General features: G+C 35.8%; 23 protein-coding genes, 2 tRNA genes and 2 pseudogenes. 13 read left to right on the top strand and 14 right to left on the bottom strand.

Annotated elements, in window-relative coordinates:
• Positions 1 to 396: 396 nt before the first annotated feature.
• From ACG9ZL_RS19255 to ACG9ZL_RS19225, 7 genes are all read right to left on the bottom strand, one after another.
• Positions 397 to 609, bottom strand: a complete 213-nt coding sequence (locus ACG9ZL_RS19255) for a hypothetical protein (protein ID WP_419328628.1) — start codon at positions 607 to 609, stop codon at positions 397 to 399.
• Positions 610 to 2,238: 1,629 nt separating this feature from the next.
• On the bottom strand, positions 2,239 to 2,454 hold the full coding sequence (locus ACG9ZL_RS19250; protein ID WP_336953883.1) for a cold-shock protein: 216 nt from the start codon (positions 2,452 to 2,454) through the stop codon (positions 2,239 to 2,241).
• A 361-nt stretch (positions 2,455 to 2,815) separates the two neighbouring features.
• On the bottom strand, positions 2,816 to 3,655 hold the full coding sequence (locus tag ACG9ZL_RS19245) for a sterol desaturase family protein (protein WP_419361301.1): 840 nt from the start codon (positions 3,653 to 3,655) through the stop codon (positions 2,816 to 2,818).
• 85 nt (positions 3,656 to 3,740) lie between these two features.
• Positions 3,741 to 4,559, bottom strand: coding sequence for a helix-turn-helix domain-containing protein (locus tag ACG9ZL_RS19240; RefSeq protein WP_419330757.1), 819 nt, complete (start codon positions 4,557 to 4,559; stop codon positions 3,741 to 3,743).
• 206 nt (positions 4,560 to 4,765) lie between these two features.
• Positions 4,766 to 4,842: transfer RNA gene (locus tag ACG9ZL_RS19235), tRNA-Met, on the bottom strand.
• Between the two features lie 744 nt (positions 4,843 to 5,586).
• Complete coding sequence (locus tag ACG9ZL_RS19230) at positions 5,587 to 5,808, bottom strand: hypothetical protein (RefSeq protein ID WP_336953885.1); 222 nt, start codon at positions 5,806 to 5,808, stop codon at positions 5,587 to 5,589.
• 181 nt (positions 5,809 to 5,989) lie between these two features.
• Positions 5,990 to 6,271 (bottom strand): hypothetical protein, encoded by a 282-nt coding sequence (locus tag ACG9ZL_RS19225; RefSeq protein WP_336953886.1) that lies wholly within the window; start codon positions 6,269 to 6,271, stop codon positions 5,990 to 5,992.
• Between the two features lie 978 nt (positions 6,272 to 7,249).
• On the opposite strand from ACG9ZL_RS19225, the gene ACG9ZL_RS19220 reads away from it, so the two are divergent.
• The gene (locus ACG9ZL_RS19220; RefSeq protein ID WP_419328625.1) at positions 7,250 to 7,561 is read left to right on the top strand and encodes a hypothetical protein; all 312 of its coding nucleotides are present in this window, start codon (positions 7,250 to 7,252) and stop codon (positions 7,559 to 7,561) included.
• A 25-nt stretch (positions 7,562 to 7,586) separates the two neighbouring features.
• On the opposite strand, the pseudogene ACG9ZL_RS19215 reads toward ACG9ZL_RS19220, so the two are convergent.
• Positions 7,587 to 7,835 (bottom strand): annotated as a pseudogene (locus ACG9ZL_RS19215) (hypothetical protein); the annotation flags it as partial.
• A gap of 289 nt (positions 7,836 to 8,124) precedes the next feature.
• Positions 8,125 to 8,200 (bottom strand) — tRNA-Arg (locus ACG9ZL_RS19210).
• A gap of 187 nt (positions 8,201 to 8,387) precedes the next feature.
• Between ACG9ZL_RS19210 and ACG9ZL_RS19205 the strand changes: the two genes are divergently transcribed.
• From ACG9ZL_RS19205 to ACG9ZL_RS19150, 12 genes are all read left to right on the top strand, one after another.
• Entirely contained in the window at positions 8,388 to 9,323 is a 936-nt protein-coding gene (locus ACG9ZL_RS19205) for an ABC transporter ATP-binding protein (RefSeq protein WP_336953889.1), read from the top strand.
• Positions 9,320 to 10,093, top strand: coding sequence for an ABC transporter permease (locus tag ACG9ZL_RS19200; protein WP_336953890.1), 774 nt, complete (start codon positions 9,320 to 9,322; stop codon positions 10,091 to 10,093). Before ACG9ZL_RS19205 ends, ACG9ZL_RS19200 begins: the two co-directional genes overlap by 4 nt.
• The gene (gene queF / locus ACG9ZL_RS19195) at positions 10,093 to 10,917 is read left to right on the top strand and encodes an NADPH-dependent 7-cyano-7-deazaguanine reductase QueF (protein WP_336953891.1); all 825 of its coding nucleotides are present in this window, start codon (positions 10,093 to 10,095) and stop codon (positions 10,915 to 10,917) included. The genes ACG9ZL_RS19200 and queF overlap by 1 nt, the downstream gene beginning before the upstream one ends.
• Positions 10,918 to 10,934: 17 nt before the next feature.
• On the top strand, positions 10,935 to 11,585 hold the full coding sequence (locus tag ACG9ZL_RS19190) for a hypothetical protein (RefSeq protein ID WP_336953892.1): 651 nt from the start codon (positions 10,935 to 10,937) through the stop codon (positions 11,583 to 11,585).
• Positions 11,586 to 11,928: 343 nt separating this feature from the next.
• Positions 11,929 to 13,071: a rod shape-determining protein RodA gene (gene rodA / locus ACG9ZL_RS19185; RefSeq protein WP_419361299.1), complete on the top strand. Its 1,143-nt coding sequence runs from the start codon at positions 11,929 to 11,931 to the stop codon at positions 13,069 to 13,071.
• 33 nt (positions 13,072 to 13,104) lie between these two features.
• A complete protein-coding gene (gene mltB / locus ACG9ZL_RS19180; RefSeq protein WP_004820018.1) occupies positions 13,105 to 14,106 on the top strand; it encodes a lytic murein transglycosylase B in 1,002 nt (333 codons plus the stop codon).
• A gap of 285 nt (positions 14,107 to 14,391) precedes the next feature.
• Positions 14,392 to 15,003, top strand: a complete 612-nt coding sequence (locus tag ACG9ZL_RS19175; protein ID WP_004722011.1) for a septal ring lytic transglycosylase RlpA family protein — start codon at positions 14,392 to 14,394, stop codon at positions 15,001 to 15,003.
• A gap of 219 nt (positions 15,004 to 15,222) precedes the next feature.
• Complete coding sequence (locus ACG9ZL_RS19170) at positions 15,223 to 16,386, top strand: MFS transporter (RefSeq protein ID WP_419361296.1); 1,164 nt, start codon at positions 15,223 to 15,225, stop codon at positions 16,384 to 16,386.
• Positions 16,387 to 16,573: 187 nt separating this feature from the next.
• Positions 16,574 to 18,361, top strand: a complete 1,788-nt coding sequence (locus tag ACG9ZL_RS19165; protein ID WP_419361293.1) for an amidohydrolase — start codon at positions 16,574 to 16,576, stop codon at positions 18,359 to 18,361.
• Positions 18,362 to 18,390: 29 nt separating this feature from the next.
• Entirely contained in the window at positions 18,391 to 19,161 is a 771-nt protein-coding gene (locus ACG9ZL_RS19160; RefSeq protein WP_419361290.1) for a DUF4850 domain-containing protein, read from the top strand.
• 760 nt (positions 19,162 to 19,921) lie between these two features.
• Complete coding sequence (locus ACG9ZL_RS19155) at positions 19,922 to 21,058, top strand: ImmA/IrrE family metallo-endopeptidase (protein ID WP_314340924.1); 1,137 nt, start codon at positions 19,922 to 19,924, stop codon at positions 21,056 to 21,058.
• A 15-nt stretch (positions 21,059 to 21,073) separates the two neighbouring features.
• Complete coding sequence (locus tag ACG9ZL_RS19150; protein WP_314340922.1) at positions 21,074 to 21,568, top strand: hypothetical protein; 495 nt, start codon at positions 21,074 to 21,076, stop codon at positions 21,566 to 21,568.
• 313 nt (positions 21,569 to 21,881) lie between these two features.
• Here the strand turns inward: ACG9ZL_RS19150 and ACG9ZL_RS19145 are convergent, their stop codons facing one another.
• From ACG9ZL_RS19145 to ACG9ZL_RS19125, 5 genes and pseudogenes are all read right to left on the bottom strand, one after another.
• Positions 21,882 to 22,385 (bottom strand): hypothetical protein, encoded by a 504-nt coding sequence (locus ACG9ZL_RS19145; RefSeq protein ID WP_419361285.1) that lies wholly within the window; start codon positions 22,383 to 22,385, stop codon positions 21,882 to 21,884.
• Positions 22,382 to 22,888 carry a lysozyme gene (locus ACG9ZL_RS19140; protein ID WP_419361283.1) on the bottom strand — a complete coding sequence of 169 codons (507 nt, stop codon included), beginning with the start codon at positions 22,886 to 22,888 and terminating at the stop codon, positions 22,382 to 22,384. Before ACG9ZL_RS19140 ends, ACG9ZL_RS19145 begins: the two co-directional genes overlap by 4 nt.
• Positions 22,872 to 23,135: a holin gene (locus tag ACG9ZL_RS19135; protein WP_419314941.1), complete on the bottom strand. Its 264-nt coding sequence runs from the start codon at positions 23,133 to 23,135 to the stop codon at positions 22,872 to 22,874. The genes ACG9ZL_RS19140 and ACG9ZL_RS19135 overlap by 17 nt, the downstream gene beginning before the upstream one ends.
• 44 nt (positions 23,136 to 23,179) lie before the next feature.
• Positions 23,180 to 23,719, bottom strand: coding sequence for a DUF4376 domain-containing protein (locus ACG9ZL_RS19130; protein WP_419361280.1), 540 nt, complete (start codon positions 23,717 to 23,719; stop codon positions 23,180 to 23,182).
• Positions 23,716 to 24,284: pseudogene (locus ACG9ZL_RS19125) on the bottom strand (TipJ family phage tail tip protein); the annotation flags it as partial. The pseudogene ACG9ZL_RS19125 and the gene ACG9ZL_RS19130, both read right to left, overlap by 4 nt.

Genomic DNA, 24,284 nt, shown 5'->3' with positions numbered 1-24,284 from the left:
ATCTGATTAATAGTTGATAATAACTATAAAATCCTAAAGAAATAAAAATTTGAATATCTATAATGTAAACATTTTATAAATAATTGATCAATAAATCTCAGACTGATTCACTTAACTACTCGTTTATTTTTTAATAAAAAGTCATGTTTGCTGTTATTGCAAAAGTTGCTATCAAGTCTGGCAAAATCAATAAACCCAATTTCGTTCAATATACAAAACTAATAAATTAGGTTTTTTAAATACAATTACTATGATTTGTAAGTTTTTCTACACTTTTTAATCACAGCATAAGTCGACTTGATTATTCAAACGATACTGATCATGATAATTTTAAATAAATCCAAGCATGTAAATATAAATTTTATCAATTAAAAAACCACCCGCAGGTGGTCATATTTAAACTATAGATTCCAGTATCTTATAAATTTTTCCGTTCTTAGTACTTTCAAAGAGCATTTCAAAGTTAGGCCGTAAAAGTTCATTTTCAACAATAATATATTTTATACGTTCATGGGTTTTATTTGGATCTACCACAACATCATCCAATGTTGCTTCTACTGCATAACACTTACCAAATTGATCCTTTACATTTATATCGAGTTTATTCATAAAAAACACCTTAAAAATTAATTAAAAAATAGCTAAAACTGTGTACCTAAAAATTCAATGATTATTAAATTTATGCTTGTTCATCGAACGAGATTTAATATACTGCAAAAACATTCAATTGTTATTATTTTTTTTATTTACTTACATTTTAAGTGTTTACCCAAAAGATCGTTTTAGATGTTATTCAGCGCTTTTCATATCTATCCTTTTATCTCCTTTAAATCATCAAGATGAAGATCAAAAAATACTTTCAATTATTTTTACTTTAGATTCACTGGTCTCGTTGGAATTCTCAATCAAATATTTTTTCGTTTGTTGAATAAATTGAAAATAATCCTCACATCTCACAGTTCCACTTTCCATCAGAAAGCCAACTAAAATTTCGATTAACAATCTGGTGACATGGTCACCTTCTAAAGTTGCCTCAACCAATTACACTGCTAAAATTAACTTTTTCATTACATTCATCTCCTTGGTACCCTTCAATTAATCTAACAAATTCATTTTACTTGTCATCGTAATAAAATTTGGCTAATAAGGTTCAATTTTATAGTTTCTAATCTATAAGCTTAAAATCCGGTTATGTTCTCAAGATGCTATTGTTCAATACAAAAGCCTGATATTTTTGTAAGGCTTGACCTTAATTTTGCGCTGATTAAGGTTTTTTTGTTATTTATTTTTAGTAAAATAACAATGTAAAGTTAAAGTTAAATCAGCCTTAACCTTCTTATAAAATGTATAAAAAATAATCAACAATAAGTAGTTGGATCTACAAAAACTGTGATGCAAACTTAATTTATACAAGTTAAGTATTACTTCAAGATCCTTCATCGAATGTTTAATTTCAAAAGAACATAAATATGATGCTTAATTAAGGTACTAATCAGCACTTAGTACACTTAAATATTGTCCAGAAGATAAAAATAATAAGCAACAGTAACATACTCGACACAACCAGTGCAGAAAGCCAATCACAGCTAATTTACTTTAAATAATTGAAATTAAAAGTAGAAAATCGAATTATCATTTCGAGCCTAACGATTATCAAAATTTATCTCGACTATTTTACTGCGTTTTTATTATTAGTGAGCAGATGTATAGTAGCGATGACCATTGGAGAGAGTGGTCTATATGACAATAAAGAAACTCGAAACTAACCTGCATGATGCAGGTTTCTTTTCTCCTGAGCGATAAGTGAAACAGCATCACATTCCACAGAATGTAAAAGTCTAGGCACATACATCAAATCGTTAGATATGCTTAAACTTTCAAGGATAAGTGAATGATTACAGAGATGTAATGTTCATAAAAAGGGAATGTATTTATATAATTTTCCACTTAAAGTACATTGAAAAATCATTTCAAAATCTGGCAAATATCTTCTACCCTAATTATGATAAAGCATAAATTAGAGTAAGATTGGGTATTGCCGAAATCACCATCAACTGTGGCTTAAATATAGTATTGAAGACCAAATTGATCTTTGATATGAACATTGTGATTCAGTATGAACATACCTAATAGAATAGAAAATTTTATCGAAATAATTAAAATGTATAAATTTTAGTTTAAATAAAAATGCACAGCTAAAAAAAGCACGATATCGTGCTTTTTTTAACTTACTACTAATTATAGAGCAGTAATGTTTACAGCGTTAGGACCTTTTGGACCTTGAGTGATACTGAATTCAACTTGTTGACCTTCAGCAAGAGTTTTAAAACCAGAGTTAGCGATTTCGCTGAAATGAGCAAAAACGTCTGGACCTGACTCTTGTTGAATGAAACCGAAACCTTTAGTTTCGTTGAACCATTTAACAGTACCTTTAACAACATTTGAGTTTGACATAATCAATCCTACTGAAATTTAAAAATTTTAAGTCATTTTATGACTAGTGATAACGTCGAAAATAATAAAGAATTGAACTTAAAATCTGAATAAAACGAAGGATTATGACTAAAACTGCGATACTTAGAGAAGATTTACCAAAACATGACTTTTTTCTAGTTGTCTTTACTTTACAGGAAAAAAAAAAATAATCAAGCTTTCTTATATATATATTTAACTTCTTTTAAGCTTAAAGAGGAACTTATCTACTTAAATAGCTCTCAAACGAGAGCTTTGCCAAGTAACTTAAGCTTTCTAAATCACTTTTAACAAGTGATTTAGTTGTGGCTAGTAGGGATTAAAGTAAAAATCATCTTTAAGATTATTTTTTAAAAGGCCAGCGCAATTGAGCCAGATATTGATTTGGTATTTGGATACGCACTCCGACTTGATCATGTTTAACTTTTTTATCTTCATAAAAAAAGCTTCCAAAAATAATATCCCAAAATATAAAAACTTCTCCAAAATTTTTACGACCAAGACCATGTTGATGATGACTACGATGAACCTCGGCAACAGCAAAAATATATTTTAAAGGACCCACCCGATAATCAACATTGGCATGCTGGAAAAACAAATGTACAGCCATAAACATCAGCCAACATCCAATCAGCAAACTAGGTGCCCCGAAAAGGGCCAGTACAGTTAAACTTGGCCCAGCAAGGACAATTGCACTCAGCGGATGCCTCTTTTCAGCATTTAACCAATATAACCGACGTGAATGGTGATGAATCGCATGTAATTTCCATAGAAATCGATACTTGTGGCTCATGTAATGCATGAACCAAAGTCCAAAATCAATGATTAAAGCAACAATTATAATCTGCCAAAATACCGAAATTTGGTCAGGCCATAAACGAGGAATAAATCTAAAAACATCCAACCACTCTATCATTTTTGCTACAGAAACAATCAAAAATAAATTAAAAACTGCATGAACTATATCTGTAAGAAAATCTTGATGTGTATCTAACCATTTGGGTTGATAAGGCAAATAATATTCAACCAATGCTATCAGTAAGCCGCTTAGTAAGATTAAAATTATTGAACTTGGCCAATACGGAATTTGCCCAGAGACGACCAACATCACGATCCATACTGTAAACATCATACAAAGCGGATAAAATAAATATTGTAGAGATATTTTAAAAAAAGCGCTCACTTATTACTCCAATCATCATAATACGCTTCAGTAGTATGCGGATTGGAATACCCTAAAAATTGAACGAAACCGCTATAATGTCTTGTTAATATGGTTTATATGGCACTACTAATATCGGCATCTGTTCAATGAATGGAATAAATTTTAATAATGAGGGTTGAATACCAAACATTTGTTTACACGTTCTACTAAAGTGTGGTTGATCAGAAAAGTGTGATTGATGAGCTATGCTTGTTAAATTAACGTCCTGCTCTATTGCTTGTAAGGTTTGCAATAAGCGTATCCACTTCCGATAACTACGATAAGAAATACCAAAATTTTCACTGAACCAATGACTAAAACGGCTTTCTGAGATATTGAGCTTTGCTGCAATTTGTTTAACTGTTAAATTCTTTTGATTATTGAGAATAAGATATTCTGAAAGATGTCTTGCTCTGATGTTCTGATATTTGAAGTCATTCTGACTACAATAACTAATAAGTTTTTGAAAAGATTCAATAGCATGATTTTGTTCTAGAAAGAATTCTCTAAGTATAATCACCAGACTTTCAGGCAATACCCGAATGGGCGAGTCTGATTGTAGGTACCCTTGTAAATAATGCTGTATGACATCTGCAAGGAAATGTGTTTGATCAATATAAATCGAACAGTAGTTTCCTGGTCGCAAATGATGTGATGTATTTGCTGCGATATACACCCCACTACTCATTATACATTTATCTTCATCCTCATAAACAACCTGAACACGCTCTCCCTCTTCCTTTGCAAAGCTTAATTGATGTGCGTGATGACGATGTGGATAATTATCACCGACAGCCCCCTCAAAATATCCAATACCATATCCAATCGATATCTTTCCTTTCCAATATTTAGCAGGCAATTTGTATAGATTAGATTGGACCATAGAAAATGTAAGCACAAGTGAAAACTCAATAAATACCATTATTTTATTTATCTTCAAATACAAAAAATAAATTAGTGGCTTAATTTATCCCACTTTCATGCCGTCTTTTTCTATAACTTTAGAGTTTGATCTTGTTAAATTTTAAACATAAAAAAACCTAGTAAGCATGAAGCGAACTAGGCTATAAACTTTAAATCTTTTTTCGTTGGTAGCGGGAGCTGGATTTGAACCAACGACCTTCGGGTTATGAGCCCGACGAGCTACCAGACTGCTCCATCCCGCATCAACGAAGTGACTTTATACGCTTTAAAGATAAGGATTACAACCATTATTAAATATATATACTAAAAAGACTGATTTAACAGCTATATTCACACAATTTTTATACTTTTATATATGTTTACAATTTTTCTTAGAAGAATATCATTTTTTAGATTAACTATATTTTAATCTTTTTAGGCATCTCTATACACTGACACTTAACAGTGGTTAGACGAGGTTGCATTCCAAATTTCTAACTAGAAAGAATAATTTAAATAGACAATTCAGCTAATTAGTCAACATAAACACAACATCTTTCTGGATATATTTAGTATTAAAAAACTCATAAAAGCCCATCTTTTGATGAGCTTTTAGATCCAGTTGTATTTACTTATACACCCATAACCCTGAAGGGATATTACCAAATAAATGTATAAGCAAAGTAAGAACAATAAACATAAAGAAGAAAAAAGCGATGTTTATAGATTTATATATCATGTAATCACCTTATTTTATTTTTGTACATTAATTATACATTAATAAGGTGGAATTTTCAACATTTATTGCGACCGAAATTAAAAAAATGTAGATCTTCCAAATCACCATTACTTTTAAAATGTTAAATAAGAATTATCATTTTAGTCTGATGACAGCCTTTCTAGAATAATACATAAATATCTTTATCAATTTTTGGGATTAAAATGACATCTTAGGCACTTGACTCACAACTTTATTGCGCACAAATGATTTCATAAAGCTCGATCAGTTACTCAATCTCAAAAAAATGCTTTTCGGTCACTATTTTTATTTTTATTTCTTTATAATATCTAATCATTGGATCATTTGCGTCTTTGCTAATTTTATCTAAAAACTTACTCTCTTTCATCAATTTAGAATAAGTTTTATAGCCGATAATTAATTTTTGTGGCTCCTTATTTTCTTTAAAATCAGCAATTTGCTTGTTTAGTTCTTTTAGATTAATGCTCATGTTAGCTCCCCTCATTTGTTTTATTCAATATAACACCCATTTATGACATTTTTTTGGCGAATTAAGAAAAATTAAGAGATGAAGAATGCCTCACATTTCTGCAAGACAATCTTAAAGCTTTTAGCTAGGTATTCAATCCATCTTTAAACAGCTGCGAGTTAATTCTAGCTACAATATAAAATTACAATTCAGTGATAAATAAGGGATGATTCGCTTTATAAATAGCTAATTTTTTTATTTCATTTTCTAAATAATCTGCTGGCTCGTCTTTCCACGTCTCTTTTCCACTATCAAAATCTGAGTTACTCAAAGCCCAAGAAGAAATTAAACTATAAACAAATGTATTATCAGCAAAAATTAGTTTTGTTCTATCACTTTTATCGCTTTTAAACACTTTATGTGTAGGTAAAGAACCAAATATACCCACATGGGTATACAAATATTTAAATGTTTCATTCATCATAATGACTACTCTTGTCGTTAATTACTATACTACCGCATTCAGGCTTACTTTATGAACTTTGAGCAAAATTCTAAATTCTTGTGATTTCTATGATTTTCAACACAAAAAAATTTGAAATGATATACAGAAAAAACTAAACAATGAGGTAAAAAAAACCTGCATCTTTGGGGAAAGAATACAGGCAAAAACCGATTATTCGGTAACAGGAGGAATACCTACTATTTTACTAGGGTTTGATTTTACTTGTCAGTGGCAATATATAACAACTATTAGAGCTTTCTTTTAATCGGTGAAAAACACCCAATATGCATGTTGATACGAAAATTTAAAATCTATAAATACTTAGCTTAATCATTCGACTAAAAGAAAACTGATAGACACATGTTATATTTCGCTGACTTATAGTTGCCTGCTCATTTATGCTTTTTAGGATCAATCTTATCGAGTGGTTGGCTATAAAAAGCTTCACCAACAAAGCAACTCTATTTAAAGCATTTCCAAAAGATCATCCAATTTTTAAAGTTCAAATTACTTTTATATTTTTTAAATTTTAAAAATTACGAATAGTCACCCATCAATGACTTATATTGATCAATCCATAACTTATATGGTTATTTAAAGATCTAGGTATTAAGTAGCTCTCACCTGAAAGCCTAATTCTTAGCTTCATTCAAAGCACTACACTCATTGTATTTAACAATGGTATCAATGATCCATAACGTGATTTCTTTACCCTGCCCCTGACTTAAGTTTTAAGAGTTTAGGATAAGATGGCATTATGATATGAAAAAATATCTAAATTTTCCAATAAGCTGTATTAAGATAACTTCAGAAAAATTTAACTCATAAATAATTCTATTTGAAACTAATGATAAGAGAAATCTATTGAGAAACTATTATCACCACATAAAGTCTCAGTCTAGACTGTATCAAGTGATAGTCTATGGTTGTATTGCGCTCATCTCCATTAACTTCTTTATGAATGTATGGGGCTATAACGCTATACTAAAATATAAATTAAATAATCCTAAAAATATCATTGAAACTTGTGCATATTTTAGAGGGGAAAGTAAATCTAAAAATGGTTCAGGTTACTACATTAATGTTGATAACTATATTTATGATACCCAAAGAATTCGTAAAAAAGCTTTTCCTTCTGGTTTGACATGGCGTGACTTTTATGAATCTTTAGATAAGCAGCCATCTAAGTGCCATAAGATAAAATATGTGCAACTTGATTTTATATTTTCGAAACAGATTTTTATTTATGACTATCAAAATCAGTTGTAAACCATTAAATTAAGAGTACTTTTCGTTATTTAATATATAATGGAATTTTGCGAATTAGCCCGCACTCAGTGGGCCATGCCTCCCTTAATATTTCTGCATCAGCTGCGTGTCCGTCAGCTTTTTCTAGCACTGTCCGATATTCAGTGATGCAGTTTTCGAGTATGTCACTGTTGGCAGTGGTGTACTTAACGATGGTTTCTTTGGAAGCGCTGGACAAGCGACTGTTTGCAACTTTGAGTTGCTTTGACAAGCTGTCATCGCTGGCACTAGCGATGAACAAGCAGCTACTTTTTTAAGTTATTCACTTGTTCATTTTAAAAGTCATGTAATTTGCTTAGGAGGATTTCCAGCGCCAAGATACATAATGACAAATTCAAAAGGTAGAAGATGGAATTTAGAATCTATTTCTAAATAGTTAAGAGAAAGACCAGAAACTACAAAAAAAGTTACAGGCAGACCCCGCAAAATTTAGCGGGGTTTATTATTTTGTATCTGTGGATAAAAACTGAATTACGCCAATTTTACGCCAAACCATTATTAAGTTATTGATTTTATTAAAAATTTGGTACGCCCAGCGGGACTCGAACCCACTCCACAGGCTTCGGAAACCTGTACTCTATCCAGTTAAGCTATGGGCGCTTAAATTGAGATGGCACATCATAACAAAAAAAACCGCGAGGTAAAGCATTTATAAAACAACTCTTTTGCTTGATGCTCATGCTTTAAACAATGTCGCATATTTGCAATGCAGAATTCCTCCTAACTTACTTGGTTTATTTAAAAAGATCGCTCACAATACACACTCCATAAACCAAGTGAGAATTTCATGACTGATGCCCTGACGTTAAGAGATTTATCTAAAACCTATAGAAATGGATTCCAAGCACTCAAAGGAATCAATTTGACAGTTCCAGAAGGAGAGTTTTATGCACTTTTAGGACCAAATGGCGCTGGTAAATCGACAACAATCAGTATTATCAGTTCCTTGGCGCGGAAAACCTCGGGTACTGTGGAAATTTTTGGTCATGATTTAGATACTCATCCTTCACAAGCAAAACAATGCCTAGGTGTCGTTCCCCAAGAATTTAACTTCGGTCAGTTTGAAAAAATCTTCGACATCTTAGTTACTCAAGCAGGTTATTACGGAATTCCGCCTAAAATTGCACAACAACGTGCTGAAGAATATTTAGAAAAATTAGGTTTATGGGATAAGCGTAATACTCAAGGGCGCATGTTGTCTGGTGGTATGAAGCGCCGTTTAATGATTGCGCGTGCTATGATGCATGAGCCTAAGCTTTTGATTTTAGATGAACCTACTGCTGGTGTGGACATCGAATTACGTCGTTCAATGTGGGATTTCCTTACAGAGATGAATGAAAAAGGAACCTCGATCATCTTAACCACGCATTATTTAGAAGAAGCAGAAATGCTGTGTCGTCAAATTGCGATTATTGATCGTGGTGTCATCAAAGAAGATACCTCAATGAAAGCATTCTTAAATCAATTGAGCGAAGAGTCTTTTATTTTCGATTTAGAAAATCCAATTGAACCCATTACAATCGATATTATTGGTGTGAAATTCAACCTGATTGACCCAATGACCTTAGAAGTCACGATGGATAAAGCACATTCTTTAAATGATTTATTCCAACTTTTAGAAGCTCAGGGCATTCGTGTTCGCAGTATGCGCAATAAATCAAATCGTCTTGAAGAGTTATTTGTAAAACTGGTTGAGAAAAATCTTGAAGGAGTTGCAGAATGAATTTTACTCAACTACGTATTGCACTCTATACTTTAGTTCAAAAAGAAATTCGCAGATTTATGAGAATTTGGCCGCAGACTTTATTACCGCCTGCGATTACCATGAGCTTGTACTTTGTGATTTTTGGAAATTTGGTCGGTTCTCGTATTGGGCAAATGGGTGGATTTAGCTATATGCAATTCATCGTGCCAGGCCTTATCATGATGGCGGTGATTACAAACAGTTATGCCAATGTGTCTTCAAGCTTCTTTAGTGCTAAATTCCAAAAAAGCATCGAAGAATTGATCATGAGTCCAGTTCCATTACATATGGTCTTGTGTGGTTATGTGATTGGCGGTGTTGCTCGTGGTGTTCTTGTTGGGGCAATTGTCACAGCAATGAGTTTGTTTTTTACTGACCTTTATATACACAATATTTTCGTTACAATATATACCGTTATTATTACCTCACTCTTATTCTCTTTAGGGGGTTTTATCAATGCTGTATATGCAAAATCTTTTGATGATATTTCCATTATCCCAACCTTTGTATTAACACCGCTGACCTACTTAGGTGGTGTATTTTACTCAATCAGTGCTTTAAGCCCATTTTGGCAAAATCTCTCTTTAATTAACCCAATTGTATATATGGTCAATGCTTTCCGTTTCGGAATTCTAGGTCATAGTGATGTCAATGTTTCTCTGTCTTTACTGATAGTGACTCTTTTCTGTGGCGTACTTTATGGTATTGCTTACTATTTACTTTCTCGTGGTTCAGGAATGCGTGAATAATGTCTGTTGAAAAATCTTTATTGGGTAAAGAAACCGATTACCCAACTACCTATCAACCCGAAATTCTTTTCCCGATCGCACGTGCACAAGCACGTGAGCAATATGCGGATATAGCGGGTATATATAAAGGTCAAGATTGGTGGCATGTATTCGAAATTTCTTGGCTAAATACCAAAGGGATCCCGCAAGTTGCCATTGGGCGTATTGCGCTTCCTGCAACATCACCAAATTTGATTGAATCGAAGTCGTTAAAGCTCTACTTTAATAGCATGAACTTTACCCAGTTTGATTCTCATCAAGCTTTTATCAATACTGTTGAAAAAGACTTATCTACTGCTGCACAAGCAGCAGTGACTCTAACTTTATTTCAAGTTGATGATTTAGAGATTACCAAACCAATGGGTATTTGTATTGATGATCAAGAACCTGACCAGCTGGTCAATCATCCAGATGCAAGCCTTTTGACCTTTGATCAAGAAAATACACAAGACGGAGAAAACGTTGAAATTCAACTGTATTCACACTTATTGAGAAGTAATTGCCCTGTGACGGGACAACCAGATTGGGGAACTGTTTTTATCCGATATCAAGGCGAAAAACCTTGTTATCGTAGTATTTTAGCTTATATTATCTCGTATCGTCAGCATAACGGTTTTCACGAACAATGCGTGGAACAAATCTTTGCCGATATTTGGCAAAATTTAAAACCTGAAAAGCTGATGGTGTATGCAACGTATACACGTCGTGGCGGTTTAGATATTAACCCCTGCCGTGTATCTGATGAATCATGGATGCCAAGCCCAATTCGATTGGCGCGACAATAAACATTGAGGTTGAAAACATGCCTTTTTTTGGTTTTGTACCTTCTGAAGAACTATTAAAGAACATTCAGACTGGTATTGAGAAAAAAAACTCTAACGAACCACTTTATCCTTTACGTGATCAAACTGCCTTACTCATTAATGAAGAAATTATTGATACGCTTTTGATTGAACTTGTTCGTCGCTTCCCTGCAAGCGACAAACGAGATACTGCTGAAAAATTAGCAGGCTATGTCAAATCAACTGTTGCTGTTTTACTTAAACAATTGTTAAGTAAGGCAGACAATGATGTGGTTCGTCAGTCTGTAGATTTTTCCGAACGTAGCCTATTTAAAGATCCACAAGGTCAATTCCGTGTGGGAGTGAATTTAGACTCAAGTTTAGTCATCAATCTTAAAAATAGCTTTGCTGAAGTCAAAGCAAATGGTGATGTAAATCGTGCAGTTTTGTCTGAACAATTCAAACAATTCTCAGATGCGACGATTAACCATTTTATGCGCGATTTCAATAAAACGCTCGATTTGGGTATGATCAAACGTAAAGCTGCAGATATAGGGGCTTCCGCTGTAGGTAAGGCAGTCCACATGGCAATTGACAAATTGATTCCAAATTTAAATAAAGATGAGATCACAGCTGTTGCAGAATATTACGATACTTTATTTTTTAATTGATCGTTAAAATTCAATTGGATTTTTAAATATAAAAATGCCCTTCTTTGTAAGGGCATTTTTTATAAAGTTACTGAGCTATGCTTTTAAGGATAGTAATTAACCATTAAATTCATAAACTTAAAATCATTATAAAATACTATCCCTAGATCCATATAAGACCTTTTCAAAGTCAAAACCATTTAATTCAATCTCTTTAACCTACTATTTTCTAATTTAAATATTTCAACCTCAAAATAATCACAAAATTCAGGTCATAATTTTGTTGCAAAGTATTGATATTCATTGCCTTCAAGGGGGATTGTGATAGCATTCGCAAAACACATTTCCCGCACAAAATAGACCAATGGCACCAAGCTCTCAATATAAATTTTTACGTCAATCTCCTCGTGATGGTCTGAGTACTGCCATGATCCCCTCACGCTGGCAAAAACTCCATATTGACCCTTGGTTGAGCTTATTTCTAATTTTAAACGCGATGCTTGGTTTAACCGTCCTTTATAGTGCTTCTGCACAAGATATGGGGCTGGTTTACAAACAAGCCATGAGCTTTGGTATCGGTTTTCTCGTCATGTGTGGTTTAGCCCAAATTCCCCCTAAAGTTTATCAAGCATTTGCACCCTACTTTTATCTGTTTGGACTGCTCTGCTTAGTTGCGGTCAAAGTATTTGGTGAGGTTCGCATGGGTGCTCAACGCTGGATTGGGATTCCAGGTTTTGGCAGCGTTCAACCCAGTGAGTTTTTAAAAATTGGTATGCCATTGATGATTGCATGGTTTTTATCTCGCAATCCTCTACCGCCTAGTTTTAAAAATGTGTTTTTATCACTGATTATGATTGGTATTCCTTTTATACTAATTGCAGAACAACCCGATTTAGGGACGTCACTACTCATCTTAGCCAGTGGAATTTTTGTATTATTTCTGAGTGGTCTTTCTTGGAAAATGATTGTAGGCGCAGTGAGTGCTGTTGCAGTGATTATTCCAATAGCTTGGGAGTTTCTACTCCATGATTATCAAAGACAACGGGTTTTAACTTTATTTAATCCGGAAGCTGATGCCTTAGGCACAGGTTGGAACATTATACAGTCTAAAACAGCGATAGGTTCGGGTGGCTTTATGGGCAAAGGCTATTTAGAAGGTACTCAGTCACACTTACACTTTTTACCTGAAGGTCATACTGACTTTATTATTGCAGCATTTTCCGAAGAATTCGGTCTGATTGGTATCCTACTTCTGATCATCATTTACTTTTGTATTATCTTTAGAACCTTTCAAATGAGTCTACAATGCTTCCATAATTTTGGCCGTCTTGTCGCAGGTACTTTTGCTTTGTCATTTTTTGTTTATGTATTTGTAAATGCAGGCATGGTCAGTGGTATTTTACCTGTAGTCGGTGTGCCATTACCTTTTATGAGTTATGGTGGTACTGCAATTATTACTTTAATGGCCACTTTTGGCATTGTGATGTCTATACATACACATCGTTAATTTTTTATCATAAATAATTAGGAAATATAACCTATGTTTACTTTTGGGCTTTTACAGAAGGTTAAAAACATCACTTTTTGCGCAGCTGCATTTTCACTGACCAGTTTCTGCCAAGCCAATGATTTTGCTAGCAACCCTGAATACAATAATTTTAAAGCCAAAACCATGCAAACCTATGGTTTAAGTAGCGAACAAATTGATTGGGCAATGAATGGCTCACGCAATTTACCCAATATCATCAGCATTATGGAACGACCAGGTGAAAGTAAACCTTGGTATCAGTATAAGACTAATTTTTTAGCTGAAGGCACCATCCAACGTGGTGTGCGTTTTAAGCAACAATATGCAGATACGCTAAATCGCGCAGAACAGCAGTTTGGGGTGCCTCAAGCAATCATCCTAGGCATTCTAGGGGTCGAAACAGGTTATGGCTCAAATAAGGGCTCCTTTATCACCCGTGATGCACTTGCAACCCTCGGTTTTGGTTATCCTCGCCGTGCGCAATATTTCCAAGATGAGTTGGGTGCTTTAATTGCATGGTCATATAAAGATGGCGTTCCAACCAATTCGATTGTTGGCTCTTATGCAGGTGCAGTAGGTTATCCGCAATTTATGCCAAGTAATGTGTCTAAATTTGGCGTGGATTACGATGGAAATGGTCATGTTGACTTGCGTAACTCTGCGGTCGATGCGATTGGTTCAATTGCCAACTATCTGGCTCAACATGGCTGGCAGCGTGATCGCCCTATTGCGTTTTTAGCGCGTTATACAGGGAACAATCCTGAAGCAGTTATTGCAAAAGATTTAACTCAGCCTGTTCCCTATGGATCACTTAAAAATTTAGGGATTTCTCCATTAAATCCAATCGTCAAAATTGATGACTTAGATTTGGTTAATGTGATTCAATTACAGGACAGCAATGGCCCTATTTATTATATTACTTATCCTAATTTTCAAGTGATTACGACATATAATAGAAGCCGTATGTATGCCACTGCTTTATGGCTTTTAGGCACCGAAATTGTAAGTCGTTAAGACTTGCAATTTCCTGAACAACAAATAAGTCAAGATTTTTTTATGTTAATTTGATCACATTTAATACTTTTTGCACATCTTGTTACAATATTGTTTATTTTTTAATCAAAACCTGTAAGAATTTGTCCTTTTTGTAACTGTTTCTTAAATAATGCTAGACACATTTATTCCAGCTTGAATATCATCCTTTCCGTTAAATGCAGTTGCAAAAGTGAATTTACAGACCTCTATGGTTAATTTTCAGCGACTTAGAAAGTTAAAATTGAGGTTCCAAGGAGTTAAACGATGCATGCTTCACTAAAATATATGATGGCCCTGACCATGGGTCTGAGTATGACGCAGGTCAACTCAGAAATGGTTCAGTCATCATACTTAAACAATGATTCGGATAGTTCGAGTCTAGCTTCTCGTGTGATTAGCAAAGATTCAACAAATTTCAACTCTCATTTTTCAAACCTAAACAGTTTGTCAATTACTGAACGTTCTGGCGATCAAGTCCGTCGTCAAACTATTGCAGCAAAGATTCAAGTTCCTGAAGATGAGCCTTCAGTAATTGATAAACTTAATGAAGTTGCTTCAAACACAGTTCGCAAATTTAGCCAAACTGGTGTTGCATCTTGGTACGGTCGTCAGTTCCACGGCCGTAAAACCGCAAGCGGTGACACATTCGATATGAATGATTTGACTGCTGCACACCGTAGCTTGCCATTAAACTGCTTTATTCGTGTAACCAATAAAGACAATGGTAAAAGCGTAGTGGTTAAAGTCAACGATCGTGGTCCTTTCCATGGTAACCGTGTACTTGACCTCTCTTACGGCGCTGCTAAGCGTTTAGGTATTACAAATTCAGGAACAGCACGCGTTAATATTGAACGCGTAGATGGTCCAAACTCGTAAATCACTGCATGCATTTAACAAAAGCCACTTTCCAGTGGCTTTTTTATTGCAAAAAATAAAAATACAGATGTCCGAATTGCCCCCTTAACTTTCCAGTTATGCCCCTTTTCTTTAAATGCATTCCAGATAAAATAAAATGCGAGTCGATACAGGATGTATCACTAAACAGCAAAACGAAAACCGAAGTTTAAATTCTAAAAGTAAAAAAGTGAGCCATGCATGGACGTGAACAGCAAAACGCCAAACTTCGCGCATACATCCCTCAGCAAAACCCAAAAAGTAATCGCACTTGGTTTTGCCACGCAAGGCTTGGGTTATGCCAGCGTCATGACCGCGCTTCCTACAATCAAAAACCGATTCAGACTTTCAGATGATCAACTGTCGATTATTATCCTTGGCGTCTGTATTGCAGCAGCGTTGGGTTCTATTTTGGCAGATCGACTCGCTGTGAAACTAGGTTCAAGGCTGGCTATTGTTATCGGCTTGCTATTTGAAGGCATCGGTATTGCAATTGCAGCATTTAGTCCTAGTGTCATGATCATGGTCGCTAGTTTTTTACTTTATGGGCTTGGACTCGGATGTTTAGATGCGGCATTGAATATGCAAGCTGTCATGATGGAGCAAAAACTTGGAAAAAGCGCCTTGGGCGGTTTCTTTGCCTGTTATACCGCTGCTGCTTTCCTTGGCGCGTTAATCATGTCTGCGACAGTCTCAACCACACTTGGGGCAACAGCAGCATTGTGCATTGCTGTCGTGATGTGTTTGATTACATCGCAAGTGTCAAAACGTTGGTTATTTCAACAAAAAGAAAATGCTGCCCTACATCCTCAACAACGTTCGCCAATTCCGCATAAACAATTGCTTATTTTTGGTGTGATCATTCTCATCGCCTTTACTGTTGATTCAGCAATCAGCACGTGGAGTTCAATTTATCTTAAAGATATTTTAGCAAGCTCAGCCACAGTCGCCCCATTGGGTTATGCTGCTTACCAAATGGGTATTTTACTCACACGTTTAAGTCTGGATTATCTTTTAAAATTTAAAAGCGCTGCATGGGTTGCCTTCATCACAACGCTGATTGGTGCAACGGGCTGTGCAATCGCTGGCTTAGGGCATTCATTGGCGATTGTCATTGCTGGTTTTGCACTGGCTGGTGTTGCTGTAGGCGCATTAGTCCCGCTGACATTTTCAGCAGCAGGTCGTATAGATGAAAATCGACGCGATGAAATTATCGCACGGGTGAATATTTTTAATTATGGTGGGGCTGTAGCAGGAGCAGTAATTGTTGGCTTACTTGCTACTCCTATCGGTTATGGCCCCTCATTTATTGGTTTAGCACTGGCACTGTTGTGTGTGATTTATTTTAGAAAAAGATTTATTTAGGCTGTATATAAATAAAAAATCGTTTAGGATGAATCAAGATCATTGCTAAAATTTAAAAACAGTCATTATTTTTATACACATATCAAATCTATACGCAGATCACAATCTTTGCTAGTTTGAATAAAATAAACAATTCAATTCATCTGTTTTCAGCAATATTTAATAAAACAAAATTGGGGGATTATTCATGTTACAAATCAGCGTTCCATCAAAACTTGTCCATGCAATTGCACCCATCATCTGCGTAATTGGCCTTGGCTCGCTTAGCGCATGTACCACAATATCTCCAACAAACACGAATACACCCGCGGATCTTGCAACATTGACGCAAACAAACACGCTATTTTACGGTGGCTCAATTTTAACCATGCAAGGCATGTCACCCCATTATGTCGAAGCGCTCCTGGTCAAGGATGGAAGAATTGTCTTTGCAGGTGATTTAAAACAAGCGCAAAAGTTAAAACAAAAAAATACCCAAGAGTTTAACTTAAACAGTCATACCCTGCTGCCTGGTTTTATTGATGCACATAGTCATTTAAATAGTGTCGGTCTACAGCAAACTGTGGCAAATCTCTACCCTACGCCAGATGGTAACGTTTCAGATATTGCATCATTAATTCATGAACTTTCATTGTGGCAACAAAACAATCCTGACTTTATCAAAGCAACCTCAGGCTGGATTATTGGAAATGGTTATGATGACGCCCAAATTAAAGAAAAACGACATCCTACAGCAGATGATTTAGACTTGGTTTCCACCAATCACCCGATTATTGTTTTACATCAGTCAGGACACTTAGCCTCTGTCAATCATAAGGCTCTTGAACTTTTAAACATCAATAAAAATACCCCAAATCCAACTGGCGGGATTATTCGTCGTAAAGCAAATTCTCAAGAACCCAATGGTGTACTTGAAGAAGCTGCTGTTTTTTCAGCAATGGCAACTGCGTTTAGCAAAGTTCCACCTGAAATCATGCAAAATATGGCAAAAACAGCACTGAATACCTATATCAAAAATGGCTATACCACTGTACAAGAAGGTCGTGCAGATCATGGTACAGCTGAATTATGGCGAAGTTTTGCGGCCATCAATCAATTGAATATTGATGTCGTGGTTTATCCAGATATCATCAATGAAAAAGATTACATGCTGAAAAATGACAGTAGCCTCAATTATCAAAATCATTTTAGAATTGGTGGGGTTAAAATCAGTCTAGATGGCTCCCCGCAAGGCAAAACCGCATGGCTAACGCAGCCTTACTTCATCCCACCAGAAGGAAAAACTAAAGACTATCGTGGTTATCCAGCCTACCCAGATACAAAAATGGTTCAAGATGCAATTAATCTGGCTTATAAAAACCATTGGCAAATTCTTGCACATGCCAATGGTGATGCTGCAATTGACCAATATCTCGCAACTATTGAGACAGCCAATGCACAATATGGCCAAGCAGATCGCCGCAATGTGATTATTCATGCGCAAACCATGCGTGAGGATCAATTAGATCAAGCCAAGAAATTAGGGCTTATTCCTTCGTTCTTCTCATTACATACTTACTACTGGGGCGATTGGCATAAACATGAAACGCTCGGCGCAGAACGTGCCAACCGAATTTCCCCTACAGGTTCTGCATTAAGAAAAAATATGATTTTTACTGAGCACCATGATGCTCCAGTCATCCCTCCTAAAAATATGATGGTGATTGATGCAACCGTCAATCGTACCACCCGTTCTGGAGATGTATTAGGTGAGAATCAAAAAGTCAGTCCTTATATTGCATTAAAATCAGTCACAGATTGGGCCGCATACCAATACTTTGAAGAAAAAGACAAAGGTACCTTAGAAAAAGGCAAATTAGCGGATCTTGTGGTGATAGATCAAGACCCATTAAAAGTGCCCACTCAAAAGATTAAAGACATCAAAATATTGGCAACCTATAAAGAAGGTCAATTGATTTATCAAAGTCCCCAATAAGGATCAGTAAGGGATAGTCGAGATAGGACATGCTCAATTCGAAATTTTTAATCATACTATTGGGCCTAAGTGGTTTTGCTTATGGAGATATCGCTATTTTCAAAGCCACTTTTCCTGATCTAAAAACCAACCAAGCACCTCAGCCACAACACCAACTTGAACAACTTCCCGCAGCTACTCTCAGCAATAATGTAACAGTGGATACCTATATTGCAGCAATTCCCAATCCTTTTAACGATACAGGATTCTACAAAGATGATTCCATCTGTAAGATCAACAATACCCAACAAGTGAAATGTCAGTTCAGTTATACATTATCTGCGACTCAAGCAAAAAACTTTAAAATCATCTTGCTGCCGGGTATTGGTCCTGTACTTGTCCCCCTTTCATGGCAAGTGAGCAGCACGGATATGGGACCTTCTGGCATTGCGTATGCTGTGCTGGCAAGCCGTAAAAAAGATGAAGCCATCACCATTTATAATTCATCCGCGTGTGCTGGCTGTGCCATGCATAGCGCAAGTTTGTATTTCCCCAATATCAAAAAGCTCAGTTTAGACAATGAATTTGGTGCCATTGAAGATAAAAATCACCTGTTAAACATCGTCAAAGCCAATAAAAATAAAGTATATTTTAGCTATCAAATTCCCAACTATCCCAATAAAACACATGGGATCGCCTATTATGCCGACGAAAGCGATGGCAACGATGTCACCAATTTTCAGGAAATCAAAGTCACACTTAAACCAGAACACCAAACATGGGCACGTGATATTTTAAATTTCTATCAGGCAACACATTGAAATCCCCTGACCAGCACTTATTTTTAATTAACCTGATTTCGATATAAAATTTTTGATGAAATATGATACGTGGAAACGTCATCCGCAACTGTCTGAGGCAGGACTTCATTCAAAAAAGTGTTATTTCTGCGATTCATTGAATGCGTTACTGGTGGTCGACGAGTTTTGCGGTGAGCAGCGATGTAGCTGCGCAAGATGGTTACCCTTGCGGAGCTTCGCTCCTCATCCCGAAAGAAAAGTAGGGCGAGCCGCAGGCTGATCCTGAAATTGAATGTAAGCTCAGCAAGACTCCGTCGAGATCATTGCTTTTCAATAAGTTAAAGATATAGTTAAGTCATACTCACGTTAATTAAAGTCGCTATTTTGACCAAAACATTATTCTGATTTATATTGTTTTCAGCAAAAAATAAATATAGCCAACCACATGCATGGAGCGCCAAATGAAAACAATCACCGAATGGTTTTACTTTTAAATATTTATTTTTAATTTCAATATCTTACAATTGCTATTATTTTTTTGGTGTAAATTAGGTGTAATTAAAGCCCTCAACTAAGGGCTTTATTCTTCACATCATTCAAAGCGCTACACTCATTGTATTTAGAAACCGTGTCGATGATCCATAGTGTGATTTCTTTACCCTGCCCTGACTCAAGTTTTAAGAGTTTAGGGCAAGGGATCAGTTAATACAAAGATAAAATAAACCTAATAAAAGTATTTCGTAACTTGCGAAATTGTGCAAACTGATGTATTTTGCATATTATGAATACACTCATTGATACTTATCGTACGCCTGGACAAGCTATTTCTGCACTTTTGAATGAAAAGGGGTGGAATGGAAGGGTTTTATCTGGAATTTTACAGATTGATGAATCTGGTGTTAATCGCTTATTACAGGATAAAAAAGCGATTTCGCCTGATTTAGCTCTTACGCTTGAAGATATTTTTAAAGTTCCCGCTGAGGAGTTTTTAATATTACAATCCAAATATGAAATTGCAAAAGCGCGTATTAAACAAGTCCCTGACCCTCAACGAGAATATAGAGCTAAGCTATTTGGTAGCCTTCCAATTGCAGAAATGATCAATAGATCATGGTTGGATGTGGAAAACAAAAAAGACTTCACTAAAATTGAAGCTGAATTATTAAAACTTTTCAAAGCTTCATCTCTAGAAGAAATCCTAAAGCCTGTAACCCATAGTGCAAAAAAATCTTCTGAATATGATCAGACCACACCCATTCAATCAGCATGGATTAATCATGTCCAACGTATTGCTTTAGAAATGATTGTGCCTACTTATACTCAGAAAAAAGGTGAGGCTGCAGTTGAAAAACTTAAAACGTTACTTTACTCACCAGAAGAAATAAGAAAAGTACCAGGTATTCTTGCTGAACACGGTATTCGATTAGTCATTGTTGAATCATTAAAAGGTTCGAAAATGGATGGTGTTTGTTTTTGGATTAATGATGGTTTATCCCCTGTTATTGGCATGTCTTTGAGATTTGATCGCATTGATAACTTTTGGTTTGTATTGCGTCATGAACTTGAACACGTGTTGCAAGGTCATGGTAAAGATTCTCCTAAGATTGATGTTGATTTAAAAGATGATCCAGATGCAGACATTGAAGAAAAAATTGCTAATGAAGCAGCAGCGTATTTCGCGATATCTGAACAAAAGATGAAAAGTTTTATCGCTAGAAAACATCCATTTTTTAGCGAACTAGATATCATGGGTTTAGCTAATACAGTTAAAGTACATCCAGGTATCATCGCAGGAAAACTACAACATCATACTCAAAAATTCAATTTATTCAGAAAGCATCTGGTTCCTATTCGCTCAATCATTCTCCCTTACGCAACTAAAGATGGTTGGGGTGATGTATATCCACTTGAAAACTAGAGAGGTAAAAACTAAGTGAATCAAAATCAAGCCTTCCAAGAAGCCATACGGCTTTATAAGAAGAAAACAGGAGTAACTGAAGTAGACCTAAAAGAAGTAGCAAAATTTGCAGTTACTAATTTAGGGATAAAGCTTCCAGAACCAGTTGATCCGTTCGACTTATTAGCAAAGAAAATTGCAGTAGCAGCTAGAGAAGAAACTAGGACTGACAAAGCAACTGGACGTCCTTATCGTGCAAATCATGCTGTGCCTAAACTTGGCTCACAACAATCTTTGTGGATTGATATTGATGAAGCACCTAGACCATTAATGCAAAAATCTCTTATAAAACGAAGAGATGGGATTATTGGTGATGCTTTGCAGTTATCTTTAGATGCTGACCACTGGAACAGTATTAATTCAACAGAAGAGCCAATCAATATACCTTTAGATTTTGAGGAAGACGTTGAGGAAAGAAAGAACGCGACTAATCCCATATCAGCTGATACTGAGAATAAGACTTCTATATGAAAATGGTTTGGATTAGCTACCAACTAAACCAAACCATTAGGAATATAAAGTACTACCAATACTTTATATTGAATAGTCCTCTATCCGCTATTCACATATGATCAACTAAATAGAATCTTACTCTTAACAAGTTAATTCTATAGCAGAAGGCAATATTTTTCTATTTTATTTTAAGCTTGCGAAAATGCGCAAGTTAGCATTTTTTGCCTTTTTAATGGTTTTTTATTCCAAAATTATTCCTGAGAATATATTTGATTATTTTTTAGGCAAATTGGTTATAAAAAATTGAATTTTATTCTGTTGAATAAAGCCCTCACTCAGAGGGCCATGCATCCCTCAATCTTTCTGCATCAGCTGCGTGTTCATCAGCTTTTTCTGCCACTGTTCGATATTCAGTAATGCAGTTTTCGAGTATGTCACTGTTGGCAATGGTGTACTCAACGATGGTTTCTTTGGTAGAGCTGGACAAGCGACTGCCTGCAATTTTGAGTTGCTTTGACAAGCTGTCAGCGCTGGACTGAGCAATATCAGCATCAGACTTAATCTGTTTAATTTTGGCATTATAGTTTTGCTCCGCTTTTAACTGTTGTTCAGACCAATGTTTTTCTTTGAGCGCTGCAGAGGCTTTGGCTTCTTGTGCCAGTGCTTTAGCTTCTGCAACTTCTGTTTTATATTTTGCATTCAATAATGTGTATTCGCTTTTAAAGTGATTTACACGCCATGACTGAACACCTAAAGCCGTAATGGCTAACAATAAAAAAACCGCCAAAACAATAATGACGGTTTCATAAAATTTCGCTAAGAATGCTTGCATCATTGTGCCCCCATACATTTGCTATAGCGTTCCTTTTGACGGGTCCAAACGCCATAGCAGCCATTAGATCGAACCGAACAATCACGCTTTGCAACATATTTGTATTTCAGTAATGAAGCACATGCTTGTTTGTATTGCCCTGCTTTGAGATTACGAAGCATTGATGAGCCGTTCCAGTTGGCTTGGCCATAGTTATAAACAAAGTCCAAGTACACATCATATTCAGTCTGAGTGAGCTTCACGTCCTGCAACGACTTACGAAAAGCAACTTCATCTTTAGCAATATGAGCCTTGGCAATTTGAACCGCACGTTCTTTAGAAATTGGCTTATCTGTCATTTTGACCTTGGTACCATTTTCATATGATGTGGACCCGATACCGATTGTTGCCACTTTAGCGCTATCTAAATACGGCTTTGATTTGTACCCCTCATAGCCAATTAAAGAGGTAAAAAAAGCAGCTGAAGCTGCTAGACTAGCCACTAAAATTTTAGTCTTGTTTGACATCGATCTTCCCCTTAATTTGAAGTGATGCGATATAGGCTTTGTGTTCTAGTTCATCACGTTTGTCTTTCTTACGCGCGAAATAGAAGTTCATTAAGAAACCGCCAATTGCAACAATAATACTTACCCAAACAACTATATCTACTGAGCCAAGCCAAGCAGATAATACGCCTGAAACTGATCCCCCATAACCAACTGCTTTGCTTGCTACAAGAGCTGTAGCCGATGTGTCTAACGCTTGTTCAGACATGTAACCCCCTAATTTTTGGCAATAAAAAAGCACCCTGTTGGGTGCTAAAACTGAATTGATTCTATTTGATCAATACTTTCTGAGTCATAAATAAGTTGCCGAGCTATTCGACTTCTTGAATGACAGTTTGAAACATGCTGAGCTAACGCAATTCTCAAACCTTTCAATTGTTCTGCATTTAGCGAAACGATTGAGTTGTCTTTTAAAGTCCATTCCACATCTGCGCCAAGTTCACTGGCTGTGATGATCCGGGACTGAGAAGTAACATCTGACTCAAAAGTAAAGTTTAAAAAAGAAAAACCGCCATATTCGGCGGTTTCTCTTTGAATTTTGATCTCCGACCATTTCTGCTCTTTAGCTTGATCTAATGACCGAGGATCAATCCACTGTTTCAAATCATAATCGAATATGTGATGAGTTGATGGTTGTTTGGGTATATGTGCCCACCACCCACGGTAATACATATTTGAGGATGGAGGATCTGAAACAGCCAAACAACCAAGCGGTTTATTTAGTGCAATGGTTTCTTTATTTGCATAAATCAACTGTAGCAGCTCACCTCTTTTTGAAATAATAGCTGTCATTTCTTCATTTCCGTCAGAATCATTTGTGGACTTTGAATGCTAAAAATACCTGTAGTGCTGTTTAAAGTAATACGTATCGCGCGAGTATTGCGATTTGCAAAACCTAATTTGAGAACGTAAGTAGCTGTCCCACTAAAAATGTCTTCTATACCCGCATTCACTGCAAAAGTTCCTGTGAAATAAAATCCACCAGAGCTCATCACATCAGTCGGGGGTGTTTCCTGTCGGGCGACTAAAGCTCCATTTCTGTAGATCGAAAGAACTGCCCTAAGGTTTAACCTTTCAAAATATGAAAGAGAGCCACCATCCACTGCATACGCAGTCAAGTATTCACTCTTAAAAGCAATACAAGATGCATCTATTCGGCATTTCCCTCCTGATCGGTTGATTGTGGCTGTTAATAAATTCCCGAATTTAGCCTCCCACTCTGCAAGTTGAGAATTATAATCGCTATATTGCGGACTATAGGCTCCTGAAACGACGATTTCACTTGTTGACTTGATTGATGTTGGAACAGTGACTGCTTCATCTTGTATCTTTAAAGTACCAACTGCTAAATCTTTGA

Origin of the sequence: Acinetobacter legionensis, from assembly GCF_048551735.1 — a bacterium.
Lineage (GTDB): Bacteria > Pseudomonadota > Gammaproteobacteria > Pseudomonadales > Moraxellaceae > Acinetobacter.
This window is presented reverse-complemented; position numbering and strand designations above follow the sequence as displayed.